At 71.4% G+C, this 24,679-nt stretch carries 18 protein-coding genes; 13 read left to right on the top strand and 5 right to left on the bottom strand.

Annotated features, from left to right (window positions below; translation table 11 throughout):
• The first annotated feature begins 6 nt into the window (after positions 1 to 6).
• Positions 7 to 3,498 (top strand): S8 family peptidase, encoded by a 3,492-nt coding sequence (locus ACWD3C_RS10230; RefSeq protein ID WP_451142103.1) that lies wholly within the window; start codon positions 7 to 9, stop codon positions 3,496 to 3,498.
• Between the two features lie 55 nt (positions 3,499 to 3,553).
• On the opposite strand, the gene ACWD3C_RS10225 is transcribed toward ACWD3C_RS10230, so the two are convergent.
• Together ACWD3C_RS10225 and ACWD3C_RS10220 are read right to left on the bottom strand one after the other, a co-directional pair.
• Positions 3,554 to 4,768, bottom strand: coding sequence for a PQQ-dependent sugar dehydrogenase (locus ACWD3C_RS10225; protein ID WP_451142101.1), 1,215 nt, complete (start codon positions 4,766 to 4,768; stop codon positions 3,554 to 3,556).
• A 114-nt stretch (positions 4,769 to 4,882) separates the two neighbouring features.
• Positions 4,883 to 7,402, bottom strand: a complete 2,520-nt coding sequence (locus ACWD3C_RS10220; protein ID WP_451142099.1) for an ATP-binding protein — start codon at positions 7,400 to 7,402, stop codon at positions 4,883 to 4,885.
• A gap of 361 nt (positions 7,403 to 7,763) precedes the next feature.
• Between ACWD3C_RS10220 and ACWD3C_RS10215 the strand changes: the two genes are divergently transcribed.
• Positions 7,764 to 7,994: a hypothetical protein gene (locus tag ACWD3C_RS10215; protein WP_451142098.1), complete on the top strand. Its 231-nt coding sequence runs from the start codon at positions 7,764 to 7,766 to the stop codon at positions 7,992 to 7,994.
• A 449-nt stretch (positions 7,995 to 8,443) separates the two neighbouring features.
• On the opposite strand, the gene ACWD3C_RS10210 is transcribed toward ACWD3C_RS10215, so the two are convergent.
• Both ACWD3C_RS10210 and ACWD3C_RS10205 read right to left on the bottom strand, forming a co-directional pair.
• Positions 8,444 to 9,688, bottom strand: a complete 1,245-nt coding sequence (locus ACWD3C_RS10210; protein ID WP_451142274.1) for a cation:proton antiporter — start codon at positions 9,686 to 9,688, stop codon at positions 8,444 to 8,446.
• A gap of 5 nt (positions 9,689 to 9,693) precedes the next feature.
• Positions 9,694 to 10,179, bottom strand: coding sequence for a cation:proton antiporter regulatory subunit (locus ACWD3C_RS10205; protein WP_451142096.1), 486 nt, complete (start codon positions 10,177 to 10,179; stop codon positions 9,694 to 9,696).
• A 152-nt stretch (positions 10,180 to 10,331) separates the two neighbouring features.
• Here ACWD3C_RS10205 and ACWD3C_RS10200 point away from each other — a divergent pair, with 152 nt between their 5' ends.
• Positions 10,332 to 10,811 (top strand): general stress protein, encoded by a 480-nt coding sequence (locus ACWD3C_RS10200; protein ID WP_451142094.1) that lies wholly within the window; start codon positions 10,332 to 10,334, stop codon positions 10,809 to 10,811.
• A gap of 281 nt (positions 10,812 to 11,092) precedes the next feature.
• Positions 11,093 to 12,448, top strand: a complete 1,356-nt coding sequence (locus ACWD3C_RS10195) for an NAD(P)/FAD-dependent oxidoreductase (RefSeq protein WP_451142272.1) — start codon at positions 11,093 to 11,095, stop codon at positions 12,446 to 12,448.
• 87 nt (positions 12,449 to 12,535) lie between these two features.
• On the opposite strand, the gene ACWD3C_RS10190 is transcribed toward ACWD3C_RS10195, so the two are convergent.
• Entirely contained in the window at positions 12,536 to 13,390 is an 855-nt protein-coding gene (locus tag ACWD3C_RS10190; RefSeq protein WP_451142092.1) for a (2Fe-2S)-binding protein, read from the bottom strand.
• A gap of 254 nt (positions 13,391 to 13,644) precedes the next feature.
• Between ACWD3C_RS10190 and ACWD3C_RS10185 the strand changes: the two genes are divergently transcribed.
• From ACWD3C_RS10185 to ACWD3C_RS10145, 9 genes are all read left to right on the top strand, one after another.
• The gene (locus ACWD3C_RS10185; RefSeq protein ID WP_451142270.1) at positions 13,645 to 14,637 is read left to right on the top strand and encodes a FecCD family ABC transporter permease; all 993 of its coding nucleotides are present in this window, start codon (positions 13,645 to 13,647) and stop codon (positions 14,635 to 14,637) included.
• Positions 14,634 to 15,683 (top strand): FecCD family ABC transporter permease, encoded by a 1,050-nt coding sequence (locus ACWD3C_RS10180; RefSeq protein ID WP_451142091.1) that lies wholly within the window; start codon positions 14,634 to 14,636, stop codon positions 15,681 to 15,683. The genes ACWD3C_RS10185 and ACWD3C_RS10180 overlap by 4 nt, the downstream gene beginning before the upstream one ends.
• Positions 15,680 to 16,495: an ABC transporter ATP-binding protein gene (locus ACWD3C_RS10175; RefSeq protein WP_451142090.1), complete on the top strand. Its 816-nt coding sequence runs from the start codon at positions 15,680 to 15,682 to the stop codon at positions 16,493 to 16,495. The genes ACWD3C_RS10180 and ACWD3C_RS10175 overlap by 4 nt, the downstream gene beginning before the upstream one ends.
• Before the next feature lie 53 nt (positions 16,496 to 16,548).
• Entirely contained in the window at positions 16,549 to 17,568 is a 1,020-nt protein-coding gene (locus ACWD3C_RS10170; protein ID WP_451142088.1) for an ABC transporter substrate-binding protein, read from the top strand.
• An 85-nt stretch (positions 17,569 to 17,653) separates the two neighbouring features.
• Positions 17,654 to 18,829, top strand: a complete 1,176-nt coding sequence (locus ACWD3C_RS10165) for an ATP-grasp domain-containing protein (protein WP_451142086.1) — start codon at positions 17,654 to 17,656, stop codon at positions 18,827 to 18,829.
• Complete coding sequence (locus ACWD3C_RS10160) at positions 18,811 to 20,547, top strand: IucA/IucC family protein (protein ID WP_451142084.1); 1,737 nt, start codon at positions 18,811 to 18,813, stop codon at positions 20,545 to 20,547. The genes ACWD3C_RS10165 and ACWD3C_RS10160 overlap by 19 nt, the downstream gene beginning before the upstream one ends.
• Positions 20,544 to 21,728, top strand: a complete 1,185-nt coding sequence (locus ACWD3C_RS10155) for an MFS transporter (protein WP_451142082.1) — start codon at positions 20,544 to 20,546, stop codon at positions 21,726 to 21,728. The genes ACWD3C_RS10160 and ACWD3C_RS10155 overlap by 4 nt, the downstream gene beginning before the upstream one ends.
• Positions 21,728 to 23,434 (top strand): IucA/IucC family protein, encoded by a 1,707-nt coding sequence (locus ACWD3C_RS10150; protein WP_451142080.1) that lies wholly within the window; start codon positions 21,728 to 21,730, stop codon positions 23,432 to 23,434. Before ACWD3C_RS10155 ends, ACWD3C_RS10150 begins: the two co-directional genes overlap by 1 nt.
• Positions 23,431 to 24,630 carry a type III PLP-dependent enzyme gene (locus tag ACWD3C_RS10145; RefSeq protein WP_451142078.1) on the top strand — a complete coding sequence of 400 codons (1,200 nt, stop codon included), beginning with the start codon at positions 23,431 to 23,433 and terminating at the stop codon, positions 24,628 to 24,630. Before ACWD3C_RS10150 ends, ACWD3C_RS10145 begins: the two co-directional genes overlap by 4 nt.
• Positions 24,631 to 24,679: the final 49 nt, after the last annotated feature.

The raw sequence follows: 24,679 nt of genomic DNA, 5'->3' as shown, positions 1-24,679 counted from the left end.
AGCACGATGACCATGATCCGTCAGCGGCTCACCCGAAGACTCGGCCCTGGCCTGGCCGGAGCATTACTCATCGCCGGAATCGGCGCACCGGCCGGCGCGGCGCCCCCCGACCCCGTTCCCGACCCGGCCGGCGACAACGGCGTCACGGTCACCTTGATCACGGGCGACACCGTCAGCATCACCCAACTCGGCGGCGGTCGCCAGGCGGTGCACGTGACGCCCGGCAAGGGCCGCTCGGGCGTCGTGTTCCACCAGCAGGAGGAGGCCGGTGAGCTGAGCGTCATCCCGTCCGACGCGCTCGGGCTCCTGCACACCGGCACCCTGGACGACCGGCTGTTCAACGTCACCGCCCTGATCCGCGACCGGTTCGACGATGCGCACCTCGACGCCCTGCCGCTGATCGTCGGCCACACCGGCGACCGGGCACCCGTGGCCCTCGCCCGGGCGGACGGCGCGACGAACGAGCGCACACTGGAGAGCATCGACGCGACCGCCGTCGAGCAACGGCGCGACGAGGCCGCCGAGTTCTGGGCCGACATCGTGCGTGAGCCCGCGGCCAGAGCCGTGCGCGAGCCCGCGGCTCTGGCGCCCGGCCTGCGCAAGGTGTGGCTGGACGCCCGGTACGAAACCCGGGACGACGTCGGCAACGCGCAGATCGGTGTGCCGGCGGCCCGGGAGGCCGGGTACACCGGCAAGGGCGCGAAGGTCGCGGTGCTGGACACGGGCTGGGACCACGACCATCCGGACCTGCAGGGCAGGGTCGTCGCCGAGCACAACTTCGCGAACGGCTCGGACAACGCCGACGACGACAACGGCCACGGCACCCACGTGGCGGGCATCGTCGCCGGCAGCGGCGGCGCCTCCGGCGGCCGGTACGAGGGTGTGGCGCCCGACGCCGACCTGCTCGTCGGCCAGGTCCTGGGCGCGAGCGGTTCCGGCTTCGGCTCCGACATCATCGAGGGCATGGAGTGGGCCGTCGCGCAGGGGGCGGACGTCGTCAACCTTAGCCTCGGCAGCCGCACACCCAGCGCCGGAGACGACGTGCTGTCCCAGGCCGTGAACACGCTGTCGGCGCAGTCGGACACGCTGTTCGTCGTGGCGGCGGGCAACTCGGGGCCGGGCGCCACCACCGTCGGCGCGCCGGCCGCGGCGGACGCCGCGCTCACCGTCGGCGCGGTCGACTCCGCCGACGCCATCGCCTCGTTCTCCAGCCGCGGTCCCCGGCTCGGCGACGGCGCGATCAAGCCGGATATCACCGCTCCCGGCGTGAATGTGATCGCGGCACGGGCCAAGGGCACCCCCGCCGGAGACCGTGACCCGGTCGACGACAACTACGCCAGGCTGTCCGGTACCTCGATGGCCGCGCCGGCGACGGCGGGCGCGGCGGCGCTGCTCGCCCAGGCGCATCCGAAGTGGGACGGAGAGCGGCTCAAGGCCGCGCTGACCGCCACCGCGAGTCCGCAGCCCGGGCAGAGCGTGTACGACCAGGGCAGCGGCCTGACCGACGTGGCCCGGGCGGTGCGCCAGCCGGTGACCGCCACCCCGACCAGCCTGCGGATGGGCTCGTTCCAGTGGCCGCACGCGGACAACGCCGCGGTGACGCGGACCGTGACCTACCGCAACGACGGCGACGCGCCGGTGACCCTGCGGCTCAGCCCGTCGCTCAGCGCACCGGACGGGGGGAGCCCGCCGACCGGGCTGCTGAGCCTGTCCGAAACCGAGATCACCGTGCCGGCGCGAGGGACGGCCGACGTGGACGTGACGGTCGACCCCGCCAACGCCACGCCGACCGGTGGCGAGTACGGCTGGTGGCTGGAGGCGACCGGCCCGGACGGCGCGACCCGGGTGCAGACCACGGTCGCCGCCCAGTTCGAACCGGAGAGCTACGAGTTCGCGTTCACGGCCGTCGACCGGGACGGCAACAGGCCACTGGGGATCCACCCGACGGTCGTCATGGTCGATCCGCTCGACCGGATCGGGCCCTCGACCTCCGTGTGGGTGAGCGCGGCGACCGCGCCCACGGTCCGGATGCGCCTGCCCAAGGGCGAGTACGGCATCACCGCGACCACCCACACGGCGGACCCGGAGACCCGCCAGAGCATCGACGTCACCCTGGAAAGCCGGCCGAGAGTCACCCTGGACCGCACGACCTCGATCGCCTTCGACGCCCGCAAGGGCAAACCCGTGTCGGTGGGCGTCGAAGGCGATGACACCGTGGCGCCGTGGTTCGAGGACCTCGGTGGGTTGCACACCGCCGTCGACGGCTCCGGCGCACGGGAGACATCGAGGTGGGGCTTGTGGCGTCCGGATTTCTCGCCGACGACGTTCCGCGCGGTCCCGACCCCGGCCCGGGAGCAGGACAGCTCCTACCGGTACTACTACCGCACCACGCTGGCGGAACCGGCGGACCCTGGCGCGCTGAACCCCGGCCCGCTCTACTCGCTGCTGGAGCACGAGAAGGGCGGCATACCGGCCCGGCTGTCCTACGACGTCCCGACCCGCGAGCTGGCCAAGGTGGACGCCTGGTACGGCAAGCGGGACCGGCAGTTCGACGGTGCGGCCCGGGTCATCGCCGGGTTCATCCCGGGACTGGGCGGCACCAACTTCACCGAGGTGCGGAACGTGCCGATCCCGGGTCGCAGAGTGGAGTACTACTCCGCCGACCCGGAGGTGTCGTGGACCGGCGCGATGGGGCACTACAAGACCTCGGACGGCCGGGGTTACTACGCGCTCGGGCACCAGTACTCCGACCTCCGCACCTACCGGCCGGGCGAGCGGGTGAAGGAGATGTGGAACTATCCGGTGGCCGGCCCGTCGCTGCCCGCCAACGGGGAGTTCCTCACCCGCACCGGCGACCGCATCAAGCCGCAGTTCTCGCCGTGGGGTGACTCCGACCCGCACCACCACTACTACAACGACCGGGCGATGAGCACCGGGAAGGCGCTGCTCTACCGGGACGGCACGCTGGTGGGCGAGCTGAACTCGCCGTGGCCCGACGAGGAGAACTTCGACAACTTCGACGAGCACTGGACGGTACCCGCCGAGACGGCGAACTACCGCCTGGACGCGACCTTCTCCCGGGAGCAGCTGTGGCACGGGCAGCGGTCCCACCGCGTCGAGGCGAGCTGGACGTTCCGCTCCGGACACACCGACGCGACCACGTCGCTGCCGCTGACGGTGGTGCGCTTCCAGCCACCGACCGACCCGCACGGCGTCGCGCCCGCCGACACCCGGTTCGAGGTGCCCTTCGTCGTCCAGCAACAGGGCTCCCCGTCGCATCGGCGCCTGCGCACCGTGACCGTCGAGGCGTCGTACGACAACGGCGCCACCTGGACCCGCGTCCCGGCAACCGCCTGGGGCAGCAAGGGCACCGCGCTGCTGACGCACCCGGCCAGCTCGACCGGCTCCGGATGGGTCTCGCTGCGCACCAGCGGTGAGGACGCCGCCGGCAACACCTTCAGCCAGACCGTGTTCCGGGCCTACCGGTACCTCGGCTGACCGCCTACCGGGGCCGGGTGGGAGATGTCGCTCCATCTCCCACCCGGCCCCGGCCCTACGGTCGGTCCGCCTGCGGTGCGACGCGCTCGAAGCCGACGCGGTGCAGTTCACCGGTGCGGTCGGTGATCACGTACAGCTCGCCGAACCGGTCTTCGGCGAACGAGCTGACCTGGGTCGGGAACTGGCCGATCGTGGCGCTGTGGTAGGTACCGTCGTGGTTCTCGCGCACCGCCCACGCGGTCCCGGAGCACCAGTCGGTCGCCACGTAGGTGCCGAAGGCGAGGCGGGCGTGCCGGTGGCCACGGTAGACGTGTCCGCCGATGACCGAGCAGCCGTCAACACCGGTCTGGTAGTGGAATACCGGGTCGGTGTAGTCGGCGTCCGGTGCGCAGCGTTCGGCGTTGAACACCTCGGGCCCTTCCATGCAGGACCAGCCGAAGTTGAGCCCGCCGAGCCCGGCCCTGGCGTGGTTGACCTCCTCGAACGAGCTCTGACCGACGTCGCCCAGCCAGAGGGAGCCGTCGAGCTTGTCGAACGAGAACCGCCACGGGTTGCGCAGACCGTAGGCCCAGATCTCCGGCCGGGCCCCGGACGTTCCGACGAACGGGTTGTCCTTCGGGACGCAGTAGGAGAGTTCGCCGCAGGAGCGGCTCACGTCCAGGCGCAGGATCTTGCCGAGCAGCGTGCCGAGGTCCTGCCCGGTGGCAAGCGGGTCCCCGCCGCCTCCGCCGTCGCCGAGGCCCCAGTACAGGTAGCCGTCACGGCCGAACGCGAGCTGGCCGCCGTTGTGGTTGCCGAACTGGGAGTGGTCCTGGGTGAGCAGCACCTGCTCCCGCGCCGGGTCGCCGAGCGGGACCCGGGACAGCGTCAACGCTCCGTCCGGCCGGCTGGTGTAGGCCACGTACACCTGCGAGGTCTTCCGGAAGTCGGGCGCCGGGACGATGCCGAGCAGGCCGCGTTCGAAGCCTTCGCTGTTCACCCGGTCGCTGATGTCCAGCACCGGGTCGGCGGCGAGCCCGTCCTTCGGATGGAAGGCCCGGACCGTGCCCCCTCTCTCGGCGATGAGTATCCGCCCGCTGTGGTCGTTGGCCGCGACCATCGCGACCGGCTGCTCCAGACCGGACGCCACCGGGGTGGTGACCACCGCCAACTGGTCCAGAGGCACACCGGGACCAGAACCGTCCGGCGCTGCGGTCGCGGTCGGCGCGACCATGGCGGACAGCAGAGCAGCCATCGTGAACACGAGGCCTGCCCGTCTGAACTTTAACATTCAAGCTCCTCTGTGGGGGGTTCCTGTGCGGGATCATACGCACCGGTGGTGAACGGTCCAGACGGCAGCGAGCCGCCCTCGCAGGCCAGTTGACGACGCATCACTTGGGACTCGTCATGCTCGGACCCGACGCAACCAGAGTTGGTTGTGGGCCTTCGCGAAGTTGAGAGCGGCTTCCCGCTCCCTGTGGCGATCTCCGGTCTCGCGATAGACGACCGATGCTTCTGCGAAGTACTTGGCTGCTTCCTTGAGGCGCCGCAGTTTGGAGAGAGTTCCTCCGAGGTTGTTGAGCGCGCGACCCTCGCTGTGGCGGTCGTGGGTTTCCTGAGAGATTTTCACGGCTTCGGTCAACCGGCCTACGGCTTCACCCGGTTTCCCTGCCAGGGCCAGGTCGAATCCCAGGCTGTTCAGTGCGTGGCCCATACCGCGACGGTCTTTGATCTCTTCGCAAATGGTGAGGAATCGGGTGTGGGCAATGATGGCTTCCTCGAACCGCTGAGTCATCGTCAGAGCGATGCCCAAATTGTCCTGGGCTATGCCTTCACGGTGCAGGTCTCCATACTCCTGAAAGAGAGCAACGGCGGAAGTATGGTAATCGACCGACTCGTTCGACCTCCCGGCCGAACGGAGGAGGAGACCCAGATTGTCGAGTGCCATTGCCTCGCCGTATCTGTTGCCTGTTTCTCGATAGACGTCGTGAGCGGCGGTTAAATTTTCTAGCGCCTCGTCGAAGTTCCTGAGGTCCGTTTGGATGAGCCCGAGACTCAGCAAGGAATTGGCTTCGTGTGTGCGAAGACCGGCTTCCCGGAAGACGCCGAGTGCGGCAGTTTCGTTGTGGAGGGCATCGTCGAACCGTCGCTGCGAACTGTAGGCAGAGGCAAGGTTGCTCAGGGCGACAGCTTCGTTTGCGAGGTCACCGGCGGCATGCAGCTGGGAGACGGCAGCGGTCGAGAGGGAGAGCCAGTCATCGAAGTACCCGCGTTGGTCGAGGAAGGGGGCCAGAGCGAAGGCAAGGGTGAAACTGGCCGGATGGTGATGTGTGATGGCCTCGGCAGCACACGCCAGAAGCACGGAACGCTCGGCTTCCAGCCAGGCCAGCGCCAGCTCTCGATTGGCGAACCTGCCGGGGTCCGGGAAGCTGCTTTGCGTGTTCAAGTGCGCAGACGCGGCCTGCGCGGTTGCGAGATAGTGATCAAGCAGGCGAGTAACGGCAGCCGACCGGTGATCCGGCTCGGAGTGTTTCCGGCTGTGCTCGTCGGCGAAAAGACGGATCAGGTCGTGCATCGCCCACCGCTCCTCAGGCCCGGGCCTGTTCTGCAGGAGGTGAGCGCGGTCGAGGTCGCTCAGCAATGCGCGGGCATCGGCATTGTCGAGGAGAACCTTTGCGGCTGACGTTGAGATGTCAGCACCGGGAGCGGCTGACAGCAGTCGGAATGCTCTTCGCTGTGCGTCCTCCAAGTGCTGGTAGGACAGGTCGATCGAGGCTCGGACCGCCAGCGGCCGATGTTCGGCATCGGTGCTGGGGTAGGCGATGGCGCTCAGTCGGCTGCGGGAATCGGCGAGGTCGTCGGCCTGGGCGGCCAGGCTCCTCCAGGGCTGATCGCGAAGGAGCGCGGCGATGATCCGGATGGCCAGGGGAAGGCAGCCACACAAAGTAGCCAATCGGCCGGCATCCTCGGCCTGTGTGGTAGCGCGTTCGTCATTGGTTCCGCCGGCGCGCAGCGCTCGGTCAAGCAGGGCGACGGCGTCGGAGAGGTTCAGAGGAGCAAGGTCGATGCGGTGAGCCGTTTGCAGGGCGGAGAGTTTGCCGCGGGAGGTGATCAGGGCTCGGTGTGGGTGGACGGGGAGCACGTCGCTGATCTGTTCGGTGTCGCGGACGTTGTCCAGCACGGTCAGCAGCGGCCGTCCCTGCCTTGCCAGGGAATCGCATCGAGCCTGCCAGGCCTGCAGTCGCTCGTCCGATGTGTCGGGTAGATCCTTCGCCCTGACACCAAGTGCGTGCAGAAACAGGTCGACTACCGCGTCGGCATTTCGCTCAAGGTGGGGGCTGTACCCGCGCAGGTCCGCGAAGAGTATTCCGCCGGGAAACCATCGCCGATCTCCAGCCTGATGGGCAGCATGCAGGGCGAGTGCCGTTTTGCCGACGCCGCCCATGCCGGCCAACGCTGAGACCACCACCGTCGCCGCCGCATGCTCACGATCGGGGTCCAACCACTCCATCACCTCCGCCAGAGGGTGCTCGCGACCGGTGAAGTAGGGGGGCGCGGGCGGCAGCATCATCGGGCTCGGCGCGGGCATCGAAGTGGCTCTGTTGCGTGGCCGGCCGCCACGGGCCCTGGCGCGCTCGTCGCGAGCCCGGGTGAGCAAGTTCCGCCACCAGTCAAGGGAGCGGGGCGTGTATCCAGTGGCGGATGCCTCAGCTTCTTTCTGGAGGTGGAACACCATGACGAGGAAGAACTGGACGTGACTGTCCTTCGACGGCACCGTCTTCCCGGTCAGCCAATCGCTGATAGTGGCGTCAGCCACCGGCGGTGGATCGCCCATCAGTTTGACCAACTTGCCCAGCGTCGGCCTGGGCGCGTTGTCACGCAGCGCCTTGAGTTCCGCCCAGAACCGCTCGGCATGTTCACCCACGCCGTACCCCCGCCTCCTGCAGCCTTCCGGGGAAGCCGTCTCCCCGGAAATCACAGCTCGTCAGTGCGGACCAGGCTAGGGGGTGTTTCGAAAGTCCCGCACAGCACCCACGGCGCCCGGCACGCACTCTCGCCGCACCAGCCGAAAGCCCAAGTACGTCCAGTACGAGGGCTTTCGTCCGGCGCGCCGAGAGCACGCACCGGACACCGCGGGCACCGCACAGGACTTTCGAAACACCCCCTAGTTGCCCCGCGTTGTGGACGTACCAGTACCGAGCACTTCGCCGGAAAGGCTCCGGAAGCCGGTCGATGACGATCCAGCTCGGCGCATGGAGTGCCGGGCCTACGCCGGGAAGAGGACTATGTCCGCATTCGTGACAGCGATGGGCGCCCTGCTCCGAGGGCGCCAACGTGTGCTGGTCGTCGCCATCCGTCTGGTCCCTCTGCTGATCGTGACCGCTTGCTGGGCTCCAGCGCTGATCGTGCTGCCTCTTTGGCCGTCCGGGCACGCGCGGGCGCTGTCTCTGTTGGCCAATCTCAAGGACTGGTCGCTGGGCCTGCAGAAGCAGAACGAGACGCAGCCGGGCAGCTGAATTGCCATTGCAGCTGAATTGCCATTCCTGGAGGGGCGGGGCCGATGTGGCCCCGCCCCGCTTGCGTTGTGCGCGTTCGCTCGGAGCCCGCCGTGCTGCGGGCACTGCCGTGATCTCTGCCTACATGTGATCTGCCCGGGGGCCGTCGCGCCGAAGGAGGCCTCGGGGGCGGCCGGGCCGGGTCTTTCCGCCGCAGGGCCCGCCGTTCGGGTGGACGTGCGGGTAGCGAGGTCACCGGCGCGCAGGGCGACCGGATGGCCGTACGGGCCCAGGTGGGGCTGGAGGTTGCCCACCGGCCTGCCGTCCTTGGCCGCGGTCAGCGTCAGGTCCGCGGGCTTGCCCGGGGTGAGCCGGTCGTCGGGGTGACTTCGTAGTCGTCGACGACCTGTGCCTTGAAGCTCGGCACAGGAAGCCCGGGCTCCAGGCCCGGCACAGCGCGCAGGCCCGTCTCAGGTCCGGTGGACGCTGTCCTGGTCGTCCAGGGTTTCCAGGGGCATCCCCGCACCGGCTCCGGACGACAGGCCGGCCGGCTTGCGGCGCAGGCTGGCCAGGCGGGTGGCGAGGGGCTCGGTCCAGCGGGCGGTGAGCGGGCCGAGGATGACCAGGCTGAGGACGTACGCCGTCGCCAGCGGGCCGAGCGAGGGCTCGATGCCGGCGGTGACGGCGAGCCCGGCGATGACGATGGAGAACTCGCCGCGCGCGACCAGGGCCCCACCGGCCCGCCAGCGGCCCCGGGGCGCGATCCCGGCCCGGCGGGCGGCCCAGTACCCGGTGGCGATCTTGGTCAGAGCGGTGACGGCGGCCAGCGCGAGCGCGGGCAGCAGCACCGGCGGAATGCTGGCAGGGTCGGTGTGCAGACCGAAGAAGACGAAGAACACCGCGGCGAACAGATCCCGCAGCGGGGCCAGCAGCGTATGGGCACCCTCGGCGACCTCACCGGACAGCGCGATGCCCACCAGGAACGCGCCCACGGCGGCGGAGACCTGCAACTGCTGGGCGAGCCCGGCGACCAGCAGCGTCAGGCCGAGGACGACCAGCAGGAGTTTCTCGGGGTCGTCGCTGGAGACGAAGCGGGAGATGTGCCGCCCGTACCGTACGGCGACGAACAGGACCAGCCCCGCCATGCCGAGCGCGATGGCCAGCGTGACACTGCCCGCGGCCAGACCGGCACCGGCCAGCAGCGCGGTGAGGATCGGCAGGTAGAGGGCCATGGACAGGTCTTCCAGAACCAGAATGCTCAGGATCGCCGGGGTCTCGCGGTTACCGAGCCGCCCGAGGTCGCCGAGGACCTTGGCGATGACGCCCGAGGAGGAGATCCAGGTGACCCCCGCCAGCACGACGGCGGCGATCGGGCCCCAGCCCAGCAGCAGGGCCAGCGCCGCACCGGGCAGCGCGTTGAGGGCGGCGTCCACCAGGCCGGCCGGATACTGGGTCTTGAGGTTGGAGACCAGGTCGCTGGCGGTGTACTCCAGGCCGAGCATGAGCAGCAGCAGGATGACGCCGATCTCGGCGCCGACCGCCACGAACTCCTCGCTCGCGCCGAGCGGCAGCAGCCCGCCCTCACCGAACGCCAGCCCCGCCAGCAGGTACAGCGGGATGGGCGAGAACCGGAACCGCCCGGCGAAGCGGCCCAGCAGTCCCAGGCCGAGGATGATGCCGCCGAACTCGATCAGGAACACCGCGGAGTTGTGCACGGCGGTCACTCCCGGCCCAGTATCGCGGCGGCCGTCTCCACACCCTCGCGGGTGCCGATCACGATCAGGGTGTCCCCGCCGGCCAGCCGGAAGTCGGGGCCGGGGGAGGGGATGGCCTCGGCGCGGCGCAGGACCGCCACGATGGATGCGCCGGTCTCCGTCCGCATCCGCGTGTCGCCGAGCACGCGCCCGTTCCAGTGCGAGACCGCGGACAGTTCGATCCGCTCGGCCACCAGCCCCAGGCCGGTCGTGGACAGCAGATTCGGGGTGTGGTGCGTGGGCATCAGCGTGTCGATCAGAGTGGCCGCCTCGTCGGCGGTCAGCCGCACCGACAGCGCGCAGGCGTCCGGATCGTCCTTGCGGTACGCGCTGAGCGTGCGCCCGCCGTCGCGGTGCGCGACCACCGACAGACGCCGATGTTCCTTGGTCGTCATGTCGTAGCGGACCCCGATCCCTGGCAATGGTGTGCTGCTCAGACGTGGAGCGCCCATGGCTGTCCCCTCTCTCCGGTGCTTATGACCATCCTATGAAGGCGGAGCGTGACACTAGGCCGAGGGCTCGGCGGGCCGCCCGTTCGGTGTGGCTCGCCTTGCGGCGGGTACGGCGTGACAGCAGGCTGCTGGAAGGAGAAGGGAGCCCCTCAATGATCCAGCATGTGCCCACGGCGCCGGTCGACCGTCCGGTGGTCGGCTCCTACCCGACCTACGTCGGCGCCCAGCGCGCCGTCGACTTCCTCTCCGACAACCGGTTCCCCGTGGAGCGCACCACGATCATCGGCTCGGACCTGCGCATGGTCGAGACCGTGCTCGGCCGTCTCACCCGCGGCCGCGCCGCGCTGGCAGGCGCGGGCACGGGCGCCTGGTTCGGCCTGCTCATCGGGTTGCTGCTGGCCGTGTTCGCCGCCGGCGACACCCATGTGGTCGTGCTGATGCTCGCCGGTCTGCTCTACGGCGCCGTCTTCGGCGCGCTGTTCGGCTTCGTCGGCCACGCCCTCACCGGTGGCCGCCGCGACTTCGCCTCCCGCAGCCAGATCGTGGCGGCCCGCTACGACGTGGTCGCCGACCCGGACGTCGCTGAGGACGCCAAGAACCAGCTGACCAAGCTCGGTTGGCGCGAGGACTGAGCCGAGGGGGCCGAACCACGAAGGCCGCGGAACCACGAAGACCGCCGAACCGCGAGGGCTGAACCGCGAGGGCTGAACCGCGAGGGCTGAACCGCGAGGGCTGAACCGCGAACCAGCCCTGAAGGGCCGGAAACCGATCAACCTCCCTCCACCGACGGGGATACTGGTCCTCCTGGACCGCATGCCGACCAGGAGGAGCGGACTCGGTGAACTCTGCGCAGGAAACGAGCACTTGGGGCTCCGGGGGACAGGACGCACAGGGCGGACGTCATGCCGTCGTCATCGGGGGCAGTCTCGCGGGTCTGCTCGCCGCCCACGTCCTCGCCGATCACGCCGATCGCGTCACGGTCGTCGAACGCGACCGGTTCCCGGACGGGCCGGAGCCGCGCCCGGGCGTACCGCAGGGCCGTCATCTGCACGTCCTGCTGGAGGGCGGACAACAGGCGCTGGACTCCCTGTTGCCGGGATTCATGGAGGAGTTGCGCGCGGCGGGCGCACCCGAGGTGGGCCTGCCCTCGGACCTGGTCGCGTGGCAGAACGGACGCTGGTTCCGGCGTCTTCCGGCGACGACGCACATCTGCACCGGCTCACGCGCACAGCTCGAACAGCTGGTACGGCACCGCGTGCTCGCCAACCCCGCGATCACGGTGGCCGAAGCGACGGACGTCGTCGGGCTGTTGGGGGACGCCTCGCGCGTACGGGGCGTACTGCTTCGGGAGCGGGGCGAAGGGGCGCGCAAGGAAGAGCGGCCCTTGGAAGCCGACTTGGTGCTGGACGCCTCCGGGCGCGGCACGAAGGCTCCGCGATGGCTCACCGCGATCGGAGCGGAGGCCCCGCACGAGGAGACCATCGAGACGGGGCTCGCGTACGGTTCGCGTCTCTACCGCGACACGAGCGGGACCATCGGTCGTGAAGCGCTCGGCTGCTTCATCCTCCCCGATCCCTCGCAGACCTACGGAGCCGTCGTCCTGCCCCTGGAGGACGGCACCTGTCTGGCCACCTTTTCCGGACTGCGCGGCGACGAACCGCCCACGGGCGAGGAGGAGTTCGTGGCGTACGCGAAGAGGCTGCCGCATCCCGTCGTGCACGAGTGGCTGCGTTCCGCCGAGCCGCTCTCGCCGCCGTTCGGCTTCCGGAAGACCGCCAACGTACGGCGCCGCTACGACCTGCCCGGCCGCCGCCCGGCCGGGTTCCTGGCGACCGGGGACGCCGTGTGCACCTTCAACCCGATCTACGGGCAGGGCATGTCCGTGGCCGCGATCAGCGCCGTCGCCCTGCGGGACGCGCTGGCCGACCGGCGCCGCACGCCGACCACGCGCCGCGTGCAGCAGGCGCTGCTGGCCGCCTCCGGGCAGGCCTGGGACATCTCGGCCGGGGCCGACAAGAAGATGCCGGGCGCGATCGGCAACGCGGTCACGACGGGGGCCGCGGACCGGGCCGCCGGCTGGTACCTGCGCCGCGTCCAGGAGCGCTACCCCGGTGACCCCGTGGTGGGCCGGGCCTTCCGGTCCGTGCTCTCCCTCACCGCCCCGCTCAGCGCCCTGTTCGCGCCGAGGGTGGCCCGGACCGTGCTGTTCGGCCCGGTCCGGCCGACCCCGGCCGAGCCGCCGATGCGGCGGGAGGAGCCGGACGCCTGATCAATCCGCCCCCGTCGACCGGTCGCCGACTCCGGAACGTGTGTGCTCGCCGTGGATTCCCGTGTTCCTGTGTGCGGAGCAGGCGGCTCAGCCCTCCAGACGGCGCAGCCGTTCCGCGTCGCAGGTGCGGGGGCAGGTGGCGCAGGCCTCGTCGGGGCGGATCGTGTAGTAGAGGCAGCAGCCCATGCGGGTGCGGGTCGGGTGTTCCCGGCCGTCACCGGTCCGCAGGGTGCGGAAGTCGGCGCCGCCGGGGAAGGGCGGCAGGGCGGAGGGCAGGAGCGTCGTCGCGGCGCGTACGGCGGCGGTCTCCTCGCCCAGCACGCGGCCCAGGTACCAGATACCGGAGACGAGGTCGTCGGCGACCATGCCCCAGAGCGCGCGTGGCCCGCGCCGCACGTACGGGCCGAGCGCGGCCAGCACCGGACCCATGTGATCGGCGACCGCGCTCCTCAACTCGGCGCGCAGAGCCTCCTCCTGGGTGACCGCGCGAACACCGGGCAGCGTGGCGGCCGGGTCGTCCGGCCGGCACGCCAGCCGCGAGCCGGGCGTGATCTCGAACGCGCCGGTCGCCAGGTCCACCCGTACCTCCCCGGGGGCGATGCGCGGCACCCTGCGCTCCAGATACCAGGACCCGCTCATCAGCAGAGCGATTGACCAGGCGTAGTCGTGGAGGGCGCGGGAGGCGGCGACATGGCGGGGCGCCGTGTGGTCGTAGCGGTCCTGGATACGGGCGGCCTCGGCGTCGACGAAGGCCTCGACCGCATCCTGACTCTCCGTCAAGAGAGCGGCATCTGATCCGACTTGACCAGGTTGCCTGATCCGCACGGACAACGCCTCGCACACGGTGCCCAGACGGCGATAGGTGTCGGCGAGGAGTCCGGGCGCGGTCGTGGCGGCGGCCGGTGCGATGTCGGCCTGTGTGATGTCCAGGGCCACGGTCATCGGAACTCCAGAGCGTGAGGGTTCGAAGCGGGCTCGCGAGGTAAGCCTTACCTTAGTCGTAAGATCGACTTCCGGTGACCAAGGGGGCGGGTGTCGATGGGTGGGGTTAGGAGATGTCGATGACCAGCGGGGTTGCCTGTCGGTAATCGAAAGGGGCGTTGATCACAGTGATCCACTAGCTGATTGAAAAGTAAAGCATGCCTAACCTAAGCTCACCGATCGTGACTGCGACCGAACGGGCCGCACCTCCCGGTGTGCCCACGCGTGCCCTACGGCACATTCCCCTCTTCCTCGGCGGCATCGGAGCCCTGGCGCTCTGTGCCGCGCTGAGCCTCGCGCTCGGCGCCCGCTCCGTGCCCCTGTCCACCGTGATCGACGCCCTGTCCGGTCACGGGCAGGGGCGGGACGCGCTGGTCGTGACCGGGCTGCGGCTGCCGCGTACGGTCATCGGCCTGGCCGTCGGTGCCGCGCTCGGGGTCGCGGGGGCGGTCTCCCAGGGCATCACGCGTAATCCGCTCGCGTCACCGACCACGCTGGGAATCAACGCCGGTGCGGGTTTCGCGGTCGTGGTCGCCATCTTCGCGCTGCGGCTGACCGACCCGGTCGAGTACGTCGGGTTCGCGTTCGCCGGTGCGGTCGGCGCCGCGCTCTTCGTGCAGGCGCTGGCGCGCCGCGCCGGGGACATCGACCCGGTACGGCTCGCCCTCGGCGGCACCGTCCTCCAACTCGTGCTGTTCTCCTGGACGTCGGCGGTGATGCTGGCCAACCAGCGCACCCTCGACGAGGCCCGCTTCTGGCTTGCGGGCTCCGTGGCCGGACGCCCGCTGGACGCTCTGTGGCCGGTACTGCCCACGCTCGTACTCGGCCTGATCCTCGCCCTGGCCGTCGCACCCGCCCTCAACGCCCTTGCCCTGGGCGACGATTCGGCCCAGGCCCTCGGCGTGCCGGTGGCCCGGATCCGGCTCGCCGGCGGTGTCGCGGTCGTCCTGCTCGCCGGTTCCGCGGTCGCCGTGGCCGGCCCCGTCGCCTTCATCGGGCTCGCCGCACCCCACCTCGTCCGCCCGCTCCTCGGCGGCGACCACCGGCTGCTGCTGCCCGGCTGCCTGATCGCGGGACCCCTCCTGCTGCTCGCGGCCGACGTGCTCGGACGCCTCGTCATCCGCCCCGCGGAGCTGGAGGTCGGCATCGTCACCGCCTTCCTCGGCGCGCCCCTGCTGGCGCTGCTGGCCCGGAAGGTGGCCCGATGAGCGTGACCTACACGGCGGTCGTACGGAGCGACGCGCGCCCGGCGCCCCGACAGCGCCGCCTCCTCGCGTACGGCGCGGTCGGTCTCGTCGCCCTTCTCGTCCTCCTCGCCGTCTCTCTGTCGACGGGGGCGATCCCGATGCCCGCCTCCGTCGCGCTGCGCGCGCTGCTCGGCCTCGGTGATCCGGGCGACGTGCTCGTCGTGCGGGAGTTCCGGGCGCCCCGAGCCTTCGCTGCGATCGTCGCCGGGGCCGGACTCGGCGCGGCGGGCTGCGTTCTGCAACGGCTGTTCCGCAACCCCCTGGCGTCCCCCGACGTCATGGGCGTCACGGGCGGGGCCTCGCTCGGCGCGGTCGCGCTGCTCGCCGCGGGGGCCTCGCAGGCGCTGATCCCGGTCGGGGCGCTGGCCGGCGGTCTGCTCGCCGCGCTGCTGCTCGGGGTGTTCGCCTGGCGCTCCGGAGTCTTGGTCACCCGGCTGATCCTCACCGGGCTCGCCGTGCAGGCGGGGCTCGCCGCCGCCGTGAATCTGATGATCGTGCGCTTCCCTGCCGAGCTCGCGGGCTCCGCGCTCCAGTGGACGACCGGGTCGGTGTACGGGCGGACCTGGACCGAGGTGTGGGGTGCGGGCGCGGCGATGCTGCTCGCGCTGGCCGCCGCGTTCGTGATGCACCGGCGGCTGGCCGTGCTCGACCTGGGCGACGACTCGGCGGGCGCCCTCGGCCTCAACACCTCCGCCGCCCGGCTCCAACTCCTGGTCCTGGCCGTCGTACTGGCCTCGCTGGCCGCCGCGCTCGCGGGTCCCGTCACCTTCGTCGCCCTCGCCGTGCCGCACATCGTGCGGTTCGTCACCGGCCCGCCCACCGCCGGGACCCTCGCCCTGGCCGGTATCACCGGAGCCGTCCTGCTGCTCGCCTCCGACCTGGTGGTCCAGCACCTGCTGCCGGTCGACGGCCTGCCCGTCGGGGCCGTGACCGCCACGCTCGGCGCCCCCTGGCTGCTGGTGCTGATGTTCCGTCAGAGCAAGCCCGTCCACAGGAGTCACGCATGACCACCACCAACCAGCTCTCCACGCGCGGACTCGATCTGCGCTACGGCGACCGGCTCGTGGTCGGCGGACTCGACCTCACCCTGCCCGGCGGCGCCGTCACCGCCATCGTCGGCCCCAACGCCTGCGGCAAGTCAACCCTGTTGAGAGGCCTGACCAGGCTCCTCGCCCCGGCCGCCGGAACCGTCGCCCTGGACGGCGCCGACATCCACCGCATGCCCGCCCGCGCGCTGGCCCGCCGTATGGGCCTGCTCCCGCAGCAGCCGGTCACCCCGGAGGCGATCACCGTCGAGGCGCTCGTACGACTGGGCCGGTACCCGCACCAGCGGCTGCTGAGCCCCTGGTCGGCGGCGGACCAGCAGGCGGTGGACGCGGCCCTGGAGCGCACCGGCACCGCGGCGCTGCGCGACCAGCCCGTCGACCGGCTCTCCGGCGGCCAGCGCCAACGCGCCTGGATCGCCCTGGCGTTGGCGCAGGACACCGATCTGCTCCTGCTCGACGAACCCACCACCTTCCTCGACTTGCGGCACCAGCTCGACGTCCTCGACCTGGTCGCCGCCCTGCACGCCGAGGCGGGCCGCACCGTGGTGATGGTGCTGCACGACCTCGGACAGGCCGCCCGCTACGCCGACCACATGGTCGTGCTCAAGGACGGCCGCCTCGCCGCCGCCGGACCGCCGGCCGAGGTGCTCGACGCGGACCTGGTCAGATCCGTGTTCGACGTGGACTGCCGGGTCATCCCCGACCCGGAGACCGGCACACCGCTGGTGGTCCCCAAAAGCAGCGCGGCCCGGCACACCGTCGCGCCCGCCTGACCGCTCTCTCCGCTCGCTCCGTACATCCGTACGCCGACACGAAAGACCTCCTCATGCTCATGAGATCTCCCCTGCGCGGAATCGGCCGCCTGATGGCCGTACTCCTCGCCGTCGTCCTCGGTACCGCGGTCCTCGCCGCCTGTGGCGGCGAGTCGTCGTCCACCGAGAGCGACACCGCGAACGCCGGTGCCGAGACCGCCGGTTTCCCGCGCACCCTCACGACCGTGATGGGTGACGTCGAGATCCCGTCCCAGCCGCAGCGCGTCGTCGTGCTCGACACCGGCGAACTGGACGACGTCACCCTGCTCGGCATCGACCCGGTCGGCGCGGTCGCCCCGCACTTCAAGACCGAAGGCGGCTTTCCGACGTACCTCGAAGGCGAGCTGAAGGACACCGAGGACGTCGGCCCGCTGCTGGAGCCGAACCTCGAACTCATCGCCTCCCTCAAGCCCGATGTGATCCTGTCGTCCAAGGTCCGCCACGAAAAGATCTACGACAAGCTCAGCGCCATCGCCCCGACCGTGTTCACCGAGACCACCGGCGGTGTGTGGAAGGAGAACCTGGAGGTCCACGCCGAGGCGCTGGGCCTGGAGCAGGAGGCCGCGGCCAAGCTCAAGGAGTACGAGACGCGCGCCCAGGCGCTCGGTGAGGCCATCGCGGAGAAGTACGACGGCACCATGCCGACCGCGTCCGTGGTCCGCTTCGTCGCCGGTCCGACCCGCCTCTACCAGACCAACTCCTACAGCGGTGTCGTCCTTGAGGACATCGGCCTTGAGCGCCCCGACTCGCAGATCTCGGACGACCCGGCCGTGACGATGAAGGACGTCAGCCCGGAGGAGATCGACCAGGCCGACGCCGACCTGATCTTCGTCACCACCGCCGACACCCCGGACAAGACCCAGCAGAAGCAGGTCACCTCCAACCCGGTGTGGAAGGACCTGCCCGCCGTCAAGGACGGCAAGGTCTACGAGGTCGCGGACGAGATCTGGATGTCCGGCATCGGCGTCCAGGCCGCCGGGGAGATGCTCGCCGACGTGGCCGAGGCCACCGGCGTCGAGCTGCCGAAGGAGTAACCCCGGCAGTCACCGGGGGCGGGCCGCCCGCCACCTGCGGCCCGCCCCCGAACCCCCACCCGCCAGCGGAAGTTGTGCACCCCCCATGCGCCTGTACCTGCTTGCCCTGAACCCCACGGACTCCGTCACCGAGGGCTTCCTGCCCGCCGCCGCCCGGCTCGGCCTGGACGTGACCGTCCTCACCGACCAGCCCGACACCCACCGGCGCACCTGCCCGGACGCGGAGATCCTGGAGTGCGACGTACGCGACCACCGCGCCGTCATCACCCGGATCTCGACCCACCACACCCCCGACGCGGTCTTCACCAACAGCGACCACCTCCAGACCCAGGCCGCCCTGGCCGCCCACTACTTCGGGCTCCCCGCCAAGGACTGGCGGGCCACCCTGCGCACCAAGGACAAGGCCGAGATGCGCCGCCGCCTCGCCGCGGCCGGCGTCGACACCGTCTGGTCGGCCGAGCTGACGGAACCGGCCGCCCTCGACGACGCTCCGTACCCCTGTGTCGTCAAGCCCCGTGAGGGCGTGGCCAGCGAGGACGTCGTGCTCGTCGCCGGGCCCGACGAACTCCTGGCCCGCACCAAGGAGATCCTGGACCGCCGCCCCGGGGCCACGCTCGTCGTCGAGGAGTACCTCCCCGGCGAGCTCCACACCCTGGAGACCCTCGGCGACGGCCGCGTCCGCCATGTCCTGGGCGGCTTCCACACCGAGCTGTCCCCGCCCCCGTACTTCATCGAGGAGCGGCTGACCTTCGTCCCGGCCCATCCCGAACCGGTCCTCGACCAGATCCTGGCCCAACTCGACGCGCTGGGCGTCGGGTTCGGCGCCTGCCACACCGAGTTCGTCGTGCACGAAGGCCGGGCGCGGATCATCGAGGTCAACTACCGGGCCATCGGCGACCAGTGCGACCTGCTGCTCGCCCAGCTCCTGGAGATCCCGCTCTTCGACCACATCCTCCGCACCCACCTGGGCGAACCACTTCCAGCCGACCTGGGCGCGAGACGCGACGGGGCCGCCCGTCTGGAGTACCCGTGCGCCGAGCGCGCCGGGACGCTCACCGAAGCGCCTGCCGCCACCGAACTGGCCGTGGACCGCGTGCGGTTGACGTACCGTCCGCTCCGCCAGACCGGCGAGCGGCACGAGCTGTACATGACCAACCGGGACTACCTCGGCGTCCTGCGCGCCGTCGGCACCGAACAGGAGGCCGTGGACCGGGCGACGGCCGAGTTCCTCGCCGCCCAGCGGTGGGTGATCCAGCCGTGACGACGGAGGCCGAGCTGCTGCTCCGGGTGCTCAGCACCCTGCTCCGTGAAGATGTGGTCGGCCTGCGCACGCGCGGCGAGCTCGTGCACCGGCCGGACGGCACCTGGCTGCGGCTGCCCACCGAGACCGACGCGCTGCTCCTGCCCGTCGCCGAGGACGGGTTCCAGTGCGCGTACGCGGCCCGGCTGCCCCTGCTCGTACGGGAATCGGACGGCGCCGAGTCGACCCGTTGCGAGTCGGTCCTCGCCGAGCTGCGGGCCCTGGCCGACCCGCTCGACCGCGCCGGATTCGACGCCTTCGCCGAGGAGTGCCGCCAGACCCTCGCCACCATGCGGCTGCACGCCCGGACGGGGGAGGCGGTGCGCAGCAGGCTGGCCGACCGCTACGGCGCCGACCCGGCCCGGTGGACGGGGATGGCCGGCGCCCTGGCGTACGACGCCCTCGCCGCGCGGCTCGACCACCCGGTGTACCCCACCGCACGCGGGCGCGCCGGGCTCGACGAGGGTCAACTGCGCGCGTACGCACCCGAGTTCCACCCACGCTTCGCCCTGCGCTGGCTCGCCGTGCCGAGGGAGGCGGTCACCGTCGCGGGGAGCCTCCCGGATCACTGGCCCACACCCGCGGTCCTCGGCCTGACGGAGCTCGACCGCACGCATGTCGCCCTGCCCGTGCACCCGTTGACCGTCGGCGCGCCGCTCGACGGGGCACTGCGCGACACCGGGCTGGCGGAGCACGCGGTGCTGGCCGAGCGCGCGTTCGTCGAAGTCGTCCCCACCCTGTCCATGCGCACGGTCGCGCCGGCCGCCGACCCGGCCCTGCACCTCAAACTTCCCCTGGCCACCGCCACGTTGGGGCTGCGCAACAGACGCTCCATCAAGCCCGGCACCCTCGTCGACGGCGCGGCGGGGCAGCGGCTGCTGGAGGCGGTGATCGACCGTGAACCCCGGTTCCGGGAGACCGTGCTGCACGCCGACGAGACCGTGTACGCACACGCGGGACACGAGCTGCTGGCCGTGCTGTGCCGGCGTTACCCGCGAGGGCTGGAGGACTCGGCGGTTGTACCGCTGGCCGCGCTGCTCGCCGAGGCGCCCGGCGGGGGACTGGTCGTCGACCGCCTCGCCGACCGCTTCCACGGCGGGGACGTGCTCGCACTGCTCGACGCCTGTCTGACCCTGCTGTTCGACTGGCAGACCACGCTCTTCGGGTACGGCATCGGGCTGGAGTCGCACCAGCAGAACCTCTCGCTCGTGCTGGGGCCCGACGATGGCCCCCGGCTCCTGCTCAAGGACAACGACGGGCCGCGCGTCAACACCGTACGACTGGCCGGTGAGCTGGACGGGCCGTGGGACTTCGACGACACGCGGACCTTCTGCTCCGACGACGGCCCGGTCGCCGACCTGTTCGCCACCATCACCGTCCATCTGTGCGCGGGCGCCTACGCGTTCGGGCTCGCCCGGCACGGACGGGCCTCGCTGCCGACACTGCTGGGACTCGTACGGGACCGGCTCTCGGAGGCCGTCGAACGGCTCGGCGGGGACGCGGGTGCCGTTCTGCGCGACCGCGTGCTGGACGCCCCCCGGCTGCCGGTGAAGGCGATGGTGACCGCCGGGACCCTGCTCAGCAAGGAACGGTCGGGAGCGGCCGATGTCAACAAGCACTACACGACCGGCCCGAACTACCTCCTGAACGACCTGCTGCCGAAACGGGAGGCGGCATGAGCGCCGGGACCCTGCGGCTGCCGCGCCCCGCGTTCGGGCGACGTGAGGTGCGCGCCGTGGCGGGCTGCTACTTCGTGGCGTCCTTCGCCGCGCTGGGACTGCCGCCGTATCTGACCGGGATCCTGCCGGAACTGGGCGACCGGACGGCCCGCTGGGCGGGGGTCCTGTACGTCGTGCCCACCGTGTTCGGCGCGCTCGCCGCCCCGCTGTGGGGACGGCTCGCCGACCGCTTCGGCCGGAAACGGCTCCTCCTGCGCGCCCAGTTGGGGCTGGCCGTGTCCTTCCTGCTCGCGGGGTGGGCCGACTCGCTCGCCGCATTCACCGCGGCCCTGATACTCCAGGGCATCCTCGGCGGCACGTTCGCGGCCTCCAACGGTTATCTCGGTGCCGCGCTCGAAGGACCGCACCTGTCCAAGGCGCTCACCGTCATGCAGGGCAGCGCACGAGCCGCCCTCGTCGTCGCCCCGATCGTCGTCGGCGCCCTCTCGCCGTGGCTGTCGCCGCACCGCCAGTACGCACTGCTGGCCCTCCTCCCGCTGGCCGCGGCCCTGTTGCTGGTGGCCCTGCCCGAACCGGCGGAGGCGGAACCGGAGGTGAGGGAGACGGAGGACGTCCAGGTCCCGACGGGCTCTCTTCGCACCCTGTACGCCCTGGAGTTCGCCTTCGTCTTCTCCACCGTCGTCTCCTTCCCCTACCTGATCTCCCTGGTCGAGGAACGACTGCCGGGCGCCTCGCCCCTGCTCGCCGGAGTGCTCTTCGCCGTACCGCACCTGTGCTACCTGGCGTCCGCCATGGCCGTGCACCGCCTGATACGCGAGCGCCCCCGCCTTGGCATGGCCCTGGGCTTCGCCGGCATAGCCCTCGGCCTGGCCGGACACGGACCGGCGGACTCGCTGCCCGCCCTGATCGGCGCCCGGCTGCTGCTCGGCGTGGGCCTCACGTTCGGCATGGTCGGGCTGTCGGTCCTGGCCGCTGAATGCGCCCAGGGCCGGGCCCCCGGCGGGCTGTTCGGCTCGCTGGAGTTCTTCTCCAAGGCCGGCGCCGTCGCCGCCGGAGTGGCCGCCGCCGTGGGCAGCGCGCGCTTCGGGCCGACCGCACCCGTGTTCATCGGCGGTGGCGCCGCCGCGCTCACCGTCCTCGCGACCATCACCCCCGCTCTGAACCCCCGCTGGAGCCGCTGATGTCCCCGCTCACCGACTCGCTCGGTACCGATCGACTCCCCACCGCCGACGAGGCCGTGGCCCACACCCTCCTCAACTGCCTGCTGCGCGAGGTGTCCGGCCCCGAGCGCCAGACCGCCGTCACCGACGGCCACCTCATGCTCCGCCTGCCCCGCCGCGGAGTGCTGCTGCGCGTCGCCCTGCGCCGTACGTCCCTGCTCGGCGCCCACCGCTTCACCGGCCCGGTGCACGAGCAGACCGACAGCGGCTGGACCCAGGCCGACTGGCGCCGCCTCGCCGCGTACACGCACGACGAGCTGTTCCTCCGTACGGGCGTACGCAACGACGAGTTCCTGGACCAGATCGACTCCAGCCACCGGACCGTCTCCGCCGCCCTCACCGACCGGGAGACCGCGACCCGTGCGGAGTGCCTCGACTACCTCGCCTCCGAACAGTCGCTGCTCTTCGGGCACCGCTTCCACCCCACGCCCAAGGCCCGCACGGGCGACGCGGACGCGTGGCGGGCGTACGCGCCGGAGGCCGGGGCCTCGTTCCCGCTGCGCCACCTCGCCGTGCGCGAACACCTCATCGCCGAGGAGACGGCCGAACCGGGCGCCGCCGCCGTCCTCGACCGGGGGCACCGGGACATCCCCGAGGGCTACCGACCGCTGCCCACGCACCCCTGGCAGTACACGATGCTGCGCGACCACCCGGCCCTGCGCGACGCCCTCGGCCGTGGCGACATCCTCGACCTCGGCCCCGGCGGAGGGCCCTTCGCCGCCACCGCCTCCGTGCGCACCCTCTTCGACGGCGACACCTTCCTGAAGTTCAGCCTGAACGTCCGCATCACCAACTGCCTGCGCAAGAACGCCAGTTACGAACTCTCCGGCGCCGTCGCCCTCTCCCGCGCCCTCGCCCCGACGCTGGCCGACCTGGAGGACCGCTTCCCCGGCAGCGCCATGCTCCGCGAACCCGCCTACCGCAGCCTCGCCCTCCCCGGCCCCGACGGCACACCCGACCGCGCCCTGCTGGAGGGCTTCGGGGTGATTGTCCGCGAGGGCCTGTCCCAGCGGCTGCTGCCCGGCACGACCCCGCTGCTCGCGGCCGCCGTCGCCGACGAGTACCCGACCGGCCCCGCGCACATCTCCCACCTGCTCGCGGGAGCGTGCCCGCAGACCGCCGTCGACTGGTGGTCGGCGTACCTCAGGCTGCTCGTCCCGCCCGTCCTGGCCGCCTACTTCGACCACGGCCTGGTCCTCGAACCCCACCTCCAGAACGTGCTGATCTGCGTCGATGCCGACGGCATGCCCGCCCAGGTCCTCTTCCGCGACCTGGAGGGCACCAAGCTCGTCCCCGACCACCACACCGACACCCTCGCCGCCCTGCCGCCCGAGGTCGCGGGCCCGATGGCGTACGACGCCCAGCGTGGCTGGGACCGCGTCGTGTACTGCCTGTTCGTCAACCACATCGCCGAACTCCTCGCCGCGATAGCCGACCTGCACCCGCAGACCGAGGCCGAGCTGTGGGCCCGCGTCCGCGCCACCCTCCAGACGTACGCCACCCACGAGGGCTGTCCGCCCCGTCTCGCCGCTCTGCTCGCCGGAGTCCCCCTGCCCGCCAAGGCCAACCTCCTGACCCGCTGGGAACGCAAGGCCGACCGCGAGGCCGGATACGTCCGCCTGCCCTCCCCGCTCGCCGAGGACATCCTGCGCTGGAGTACCCGATGACCCACCTCACGCCCGCCGTCCGCGACCGTGTCCTGTCCCTGCCGCCGGACGAACTCCCCGCGTACGTCTACGACATGACGGCTCTGGCGGAGCACGCCGCGTTCGTCCGCTCCGCCCTGCCGCCACGGGTCGAGCTGTACTACGCGGCCAAGGCCAACCCCGAGCCGGAGATCCTGACCGCGCTCGGCCCGCATGTCGACGGCTACGAGGTGTCGTCCGGGGGCGAACTCACACATGTCGCCAAGGCGGTGCCGGGCCGCCCGCTGGCGTTCGGCGGTCCGGGCAAGACCCCGGACGAGATCAGGACCGCCCTGGACCGGGGCGTGGACCGCTTCCACGTGGAGAGCGAGCACGAACTGCGCATGCTGGCCGAACTCGCGCGGCGGGTCGTCCCGGGCCGGCGCGTGGCGGTCCTGCCGCGCTTCAACCTCACCGTGACCGACGGCTCGCTCACGGGCAGCTCCCTGGCGATGGGCGGCCGCCCCGCACCTTTCGGCCTCGACCCGTCCCGGGCCGCGTCGGTGCTCCGCTCGCTCACCGACGGCACGCACCCGGACCTCGAACTCCGCGGCATCCACACCCACTTGGCCAGCGGCCTCGACGCCCCGGAACAACTGGCGGTGGCCCGCTCGATCGTGGACTGGGCCACCGGGCTGCGCGTGCCGCTCGCCGAGGTCAACGTCGGCGGTGGCATGACCGTCGACTACGCCCACCCCGAGAGCCGCTTCGACTGGCGCACCTATGGCGCGGGCCTCGCCCAACTCACCGACGAGCACCCGGAACTGACGCTGCGTGTGGAACCGGGCCGGGCGCTGACCGCGTACTGCGGCTGGTACGTCACCGAGGTGCTGGACGTGAAGCGCAGCCACGGGGAGGAGTTCGCCGTGGTCCGCGGCGGCACCCACCATCTGCGCACCCCGGCCACCAAGGGGCACGACCAGCCCTGCGCGGTCCTGCCCGTGGCGGACTGGCCCCACCCGTGGCCGCGCCCGGCCGCCGACGGGGAGTACGTCACCCTCACCGGCCAGCTGTGCACTCCGAAGGATCTCCTCGCCCGGCACGTCCACGCACCGGGCCTGCGGGCCGGGGACCGGGTGGCGTTCGCCCTGGCGGGCGCGTACGCCTGGAACATCTCCCACCACGACTTCCTGATGCATCCCCGGCCCGGCTTCCACTTCCTGAAGGGCGACCGTTGACAGGGAGAGCGGGCGGGAGCAGACTCGGCACGTAAAAGTGAAGAGAATT

The organism is Streptomyces sp. NPDC002845 (genome assembly GCF_053591955.1).
This window is presented reverse-complemented; position numbering and strand designations above follow the sequence as displayed.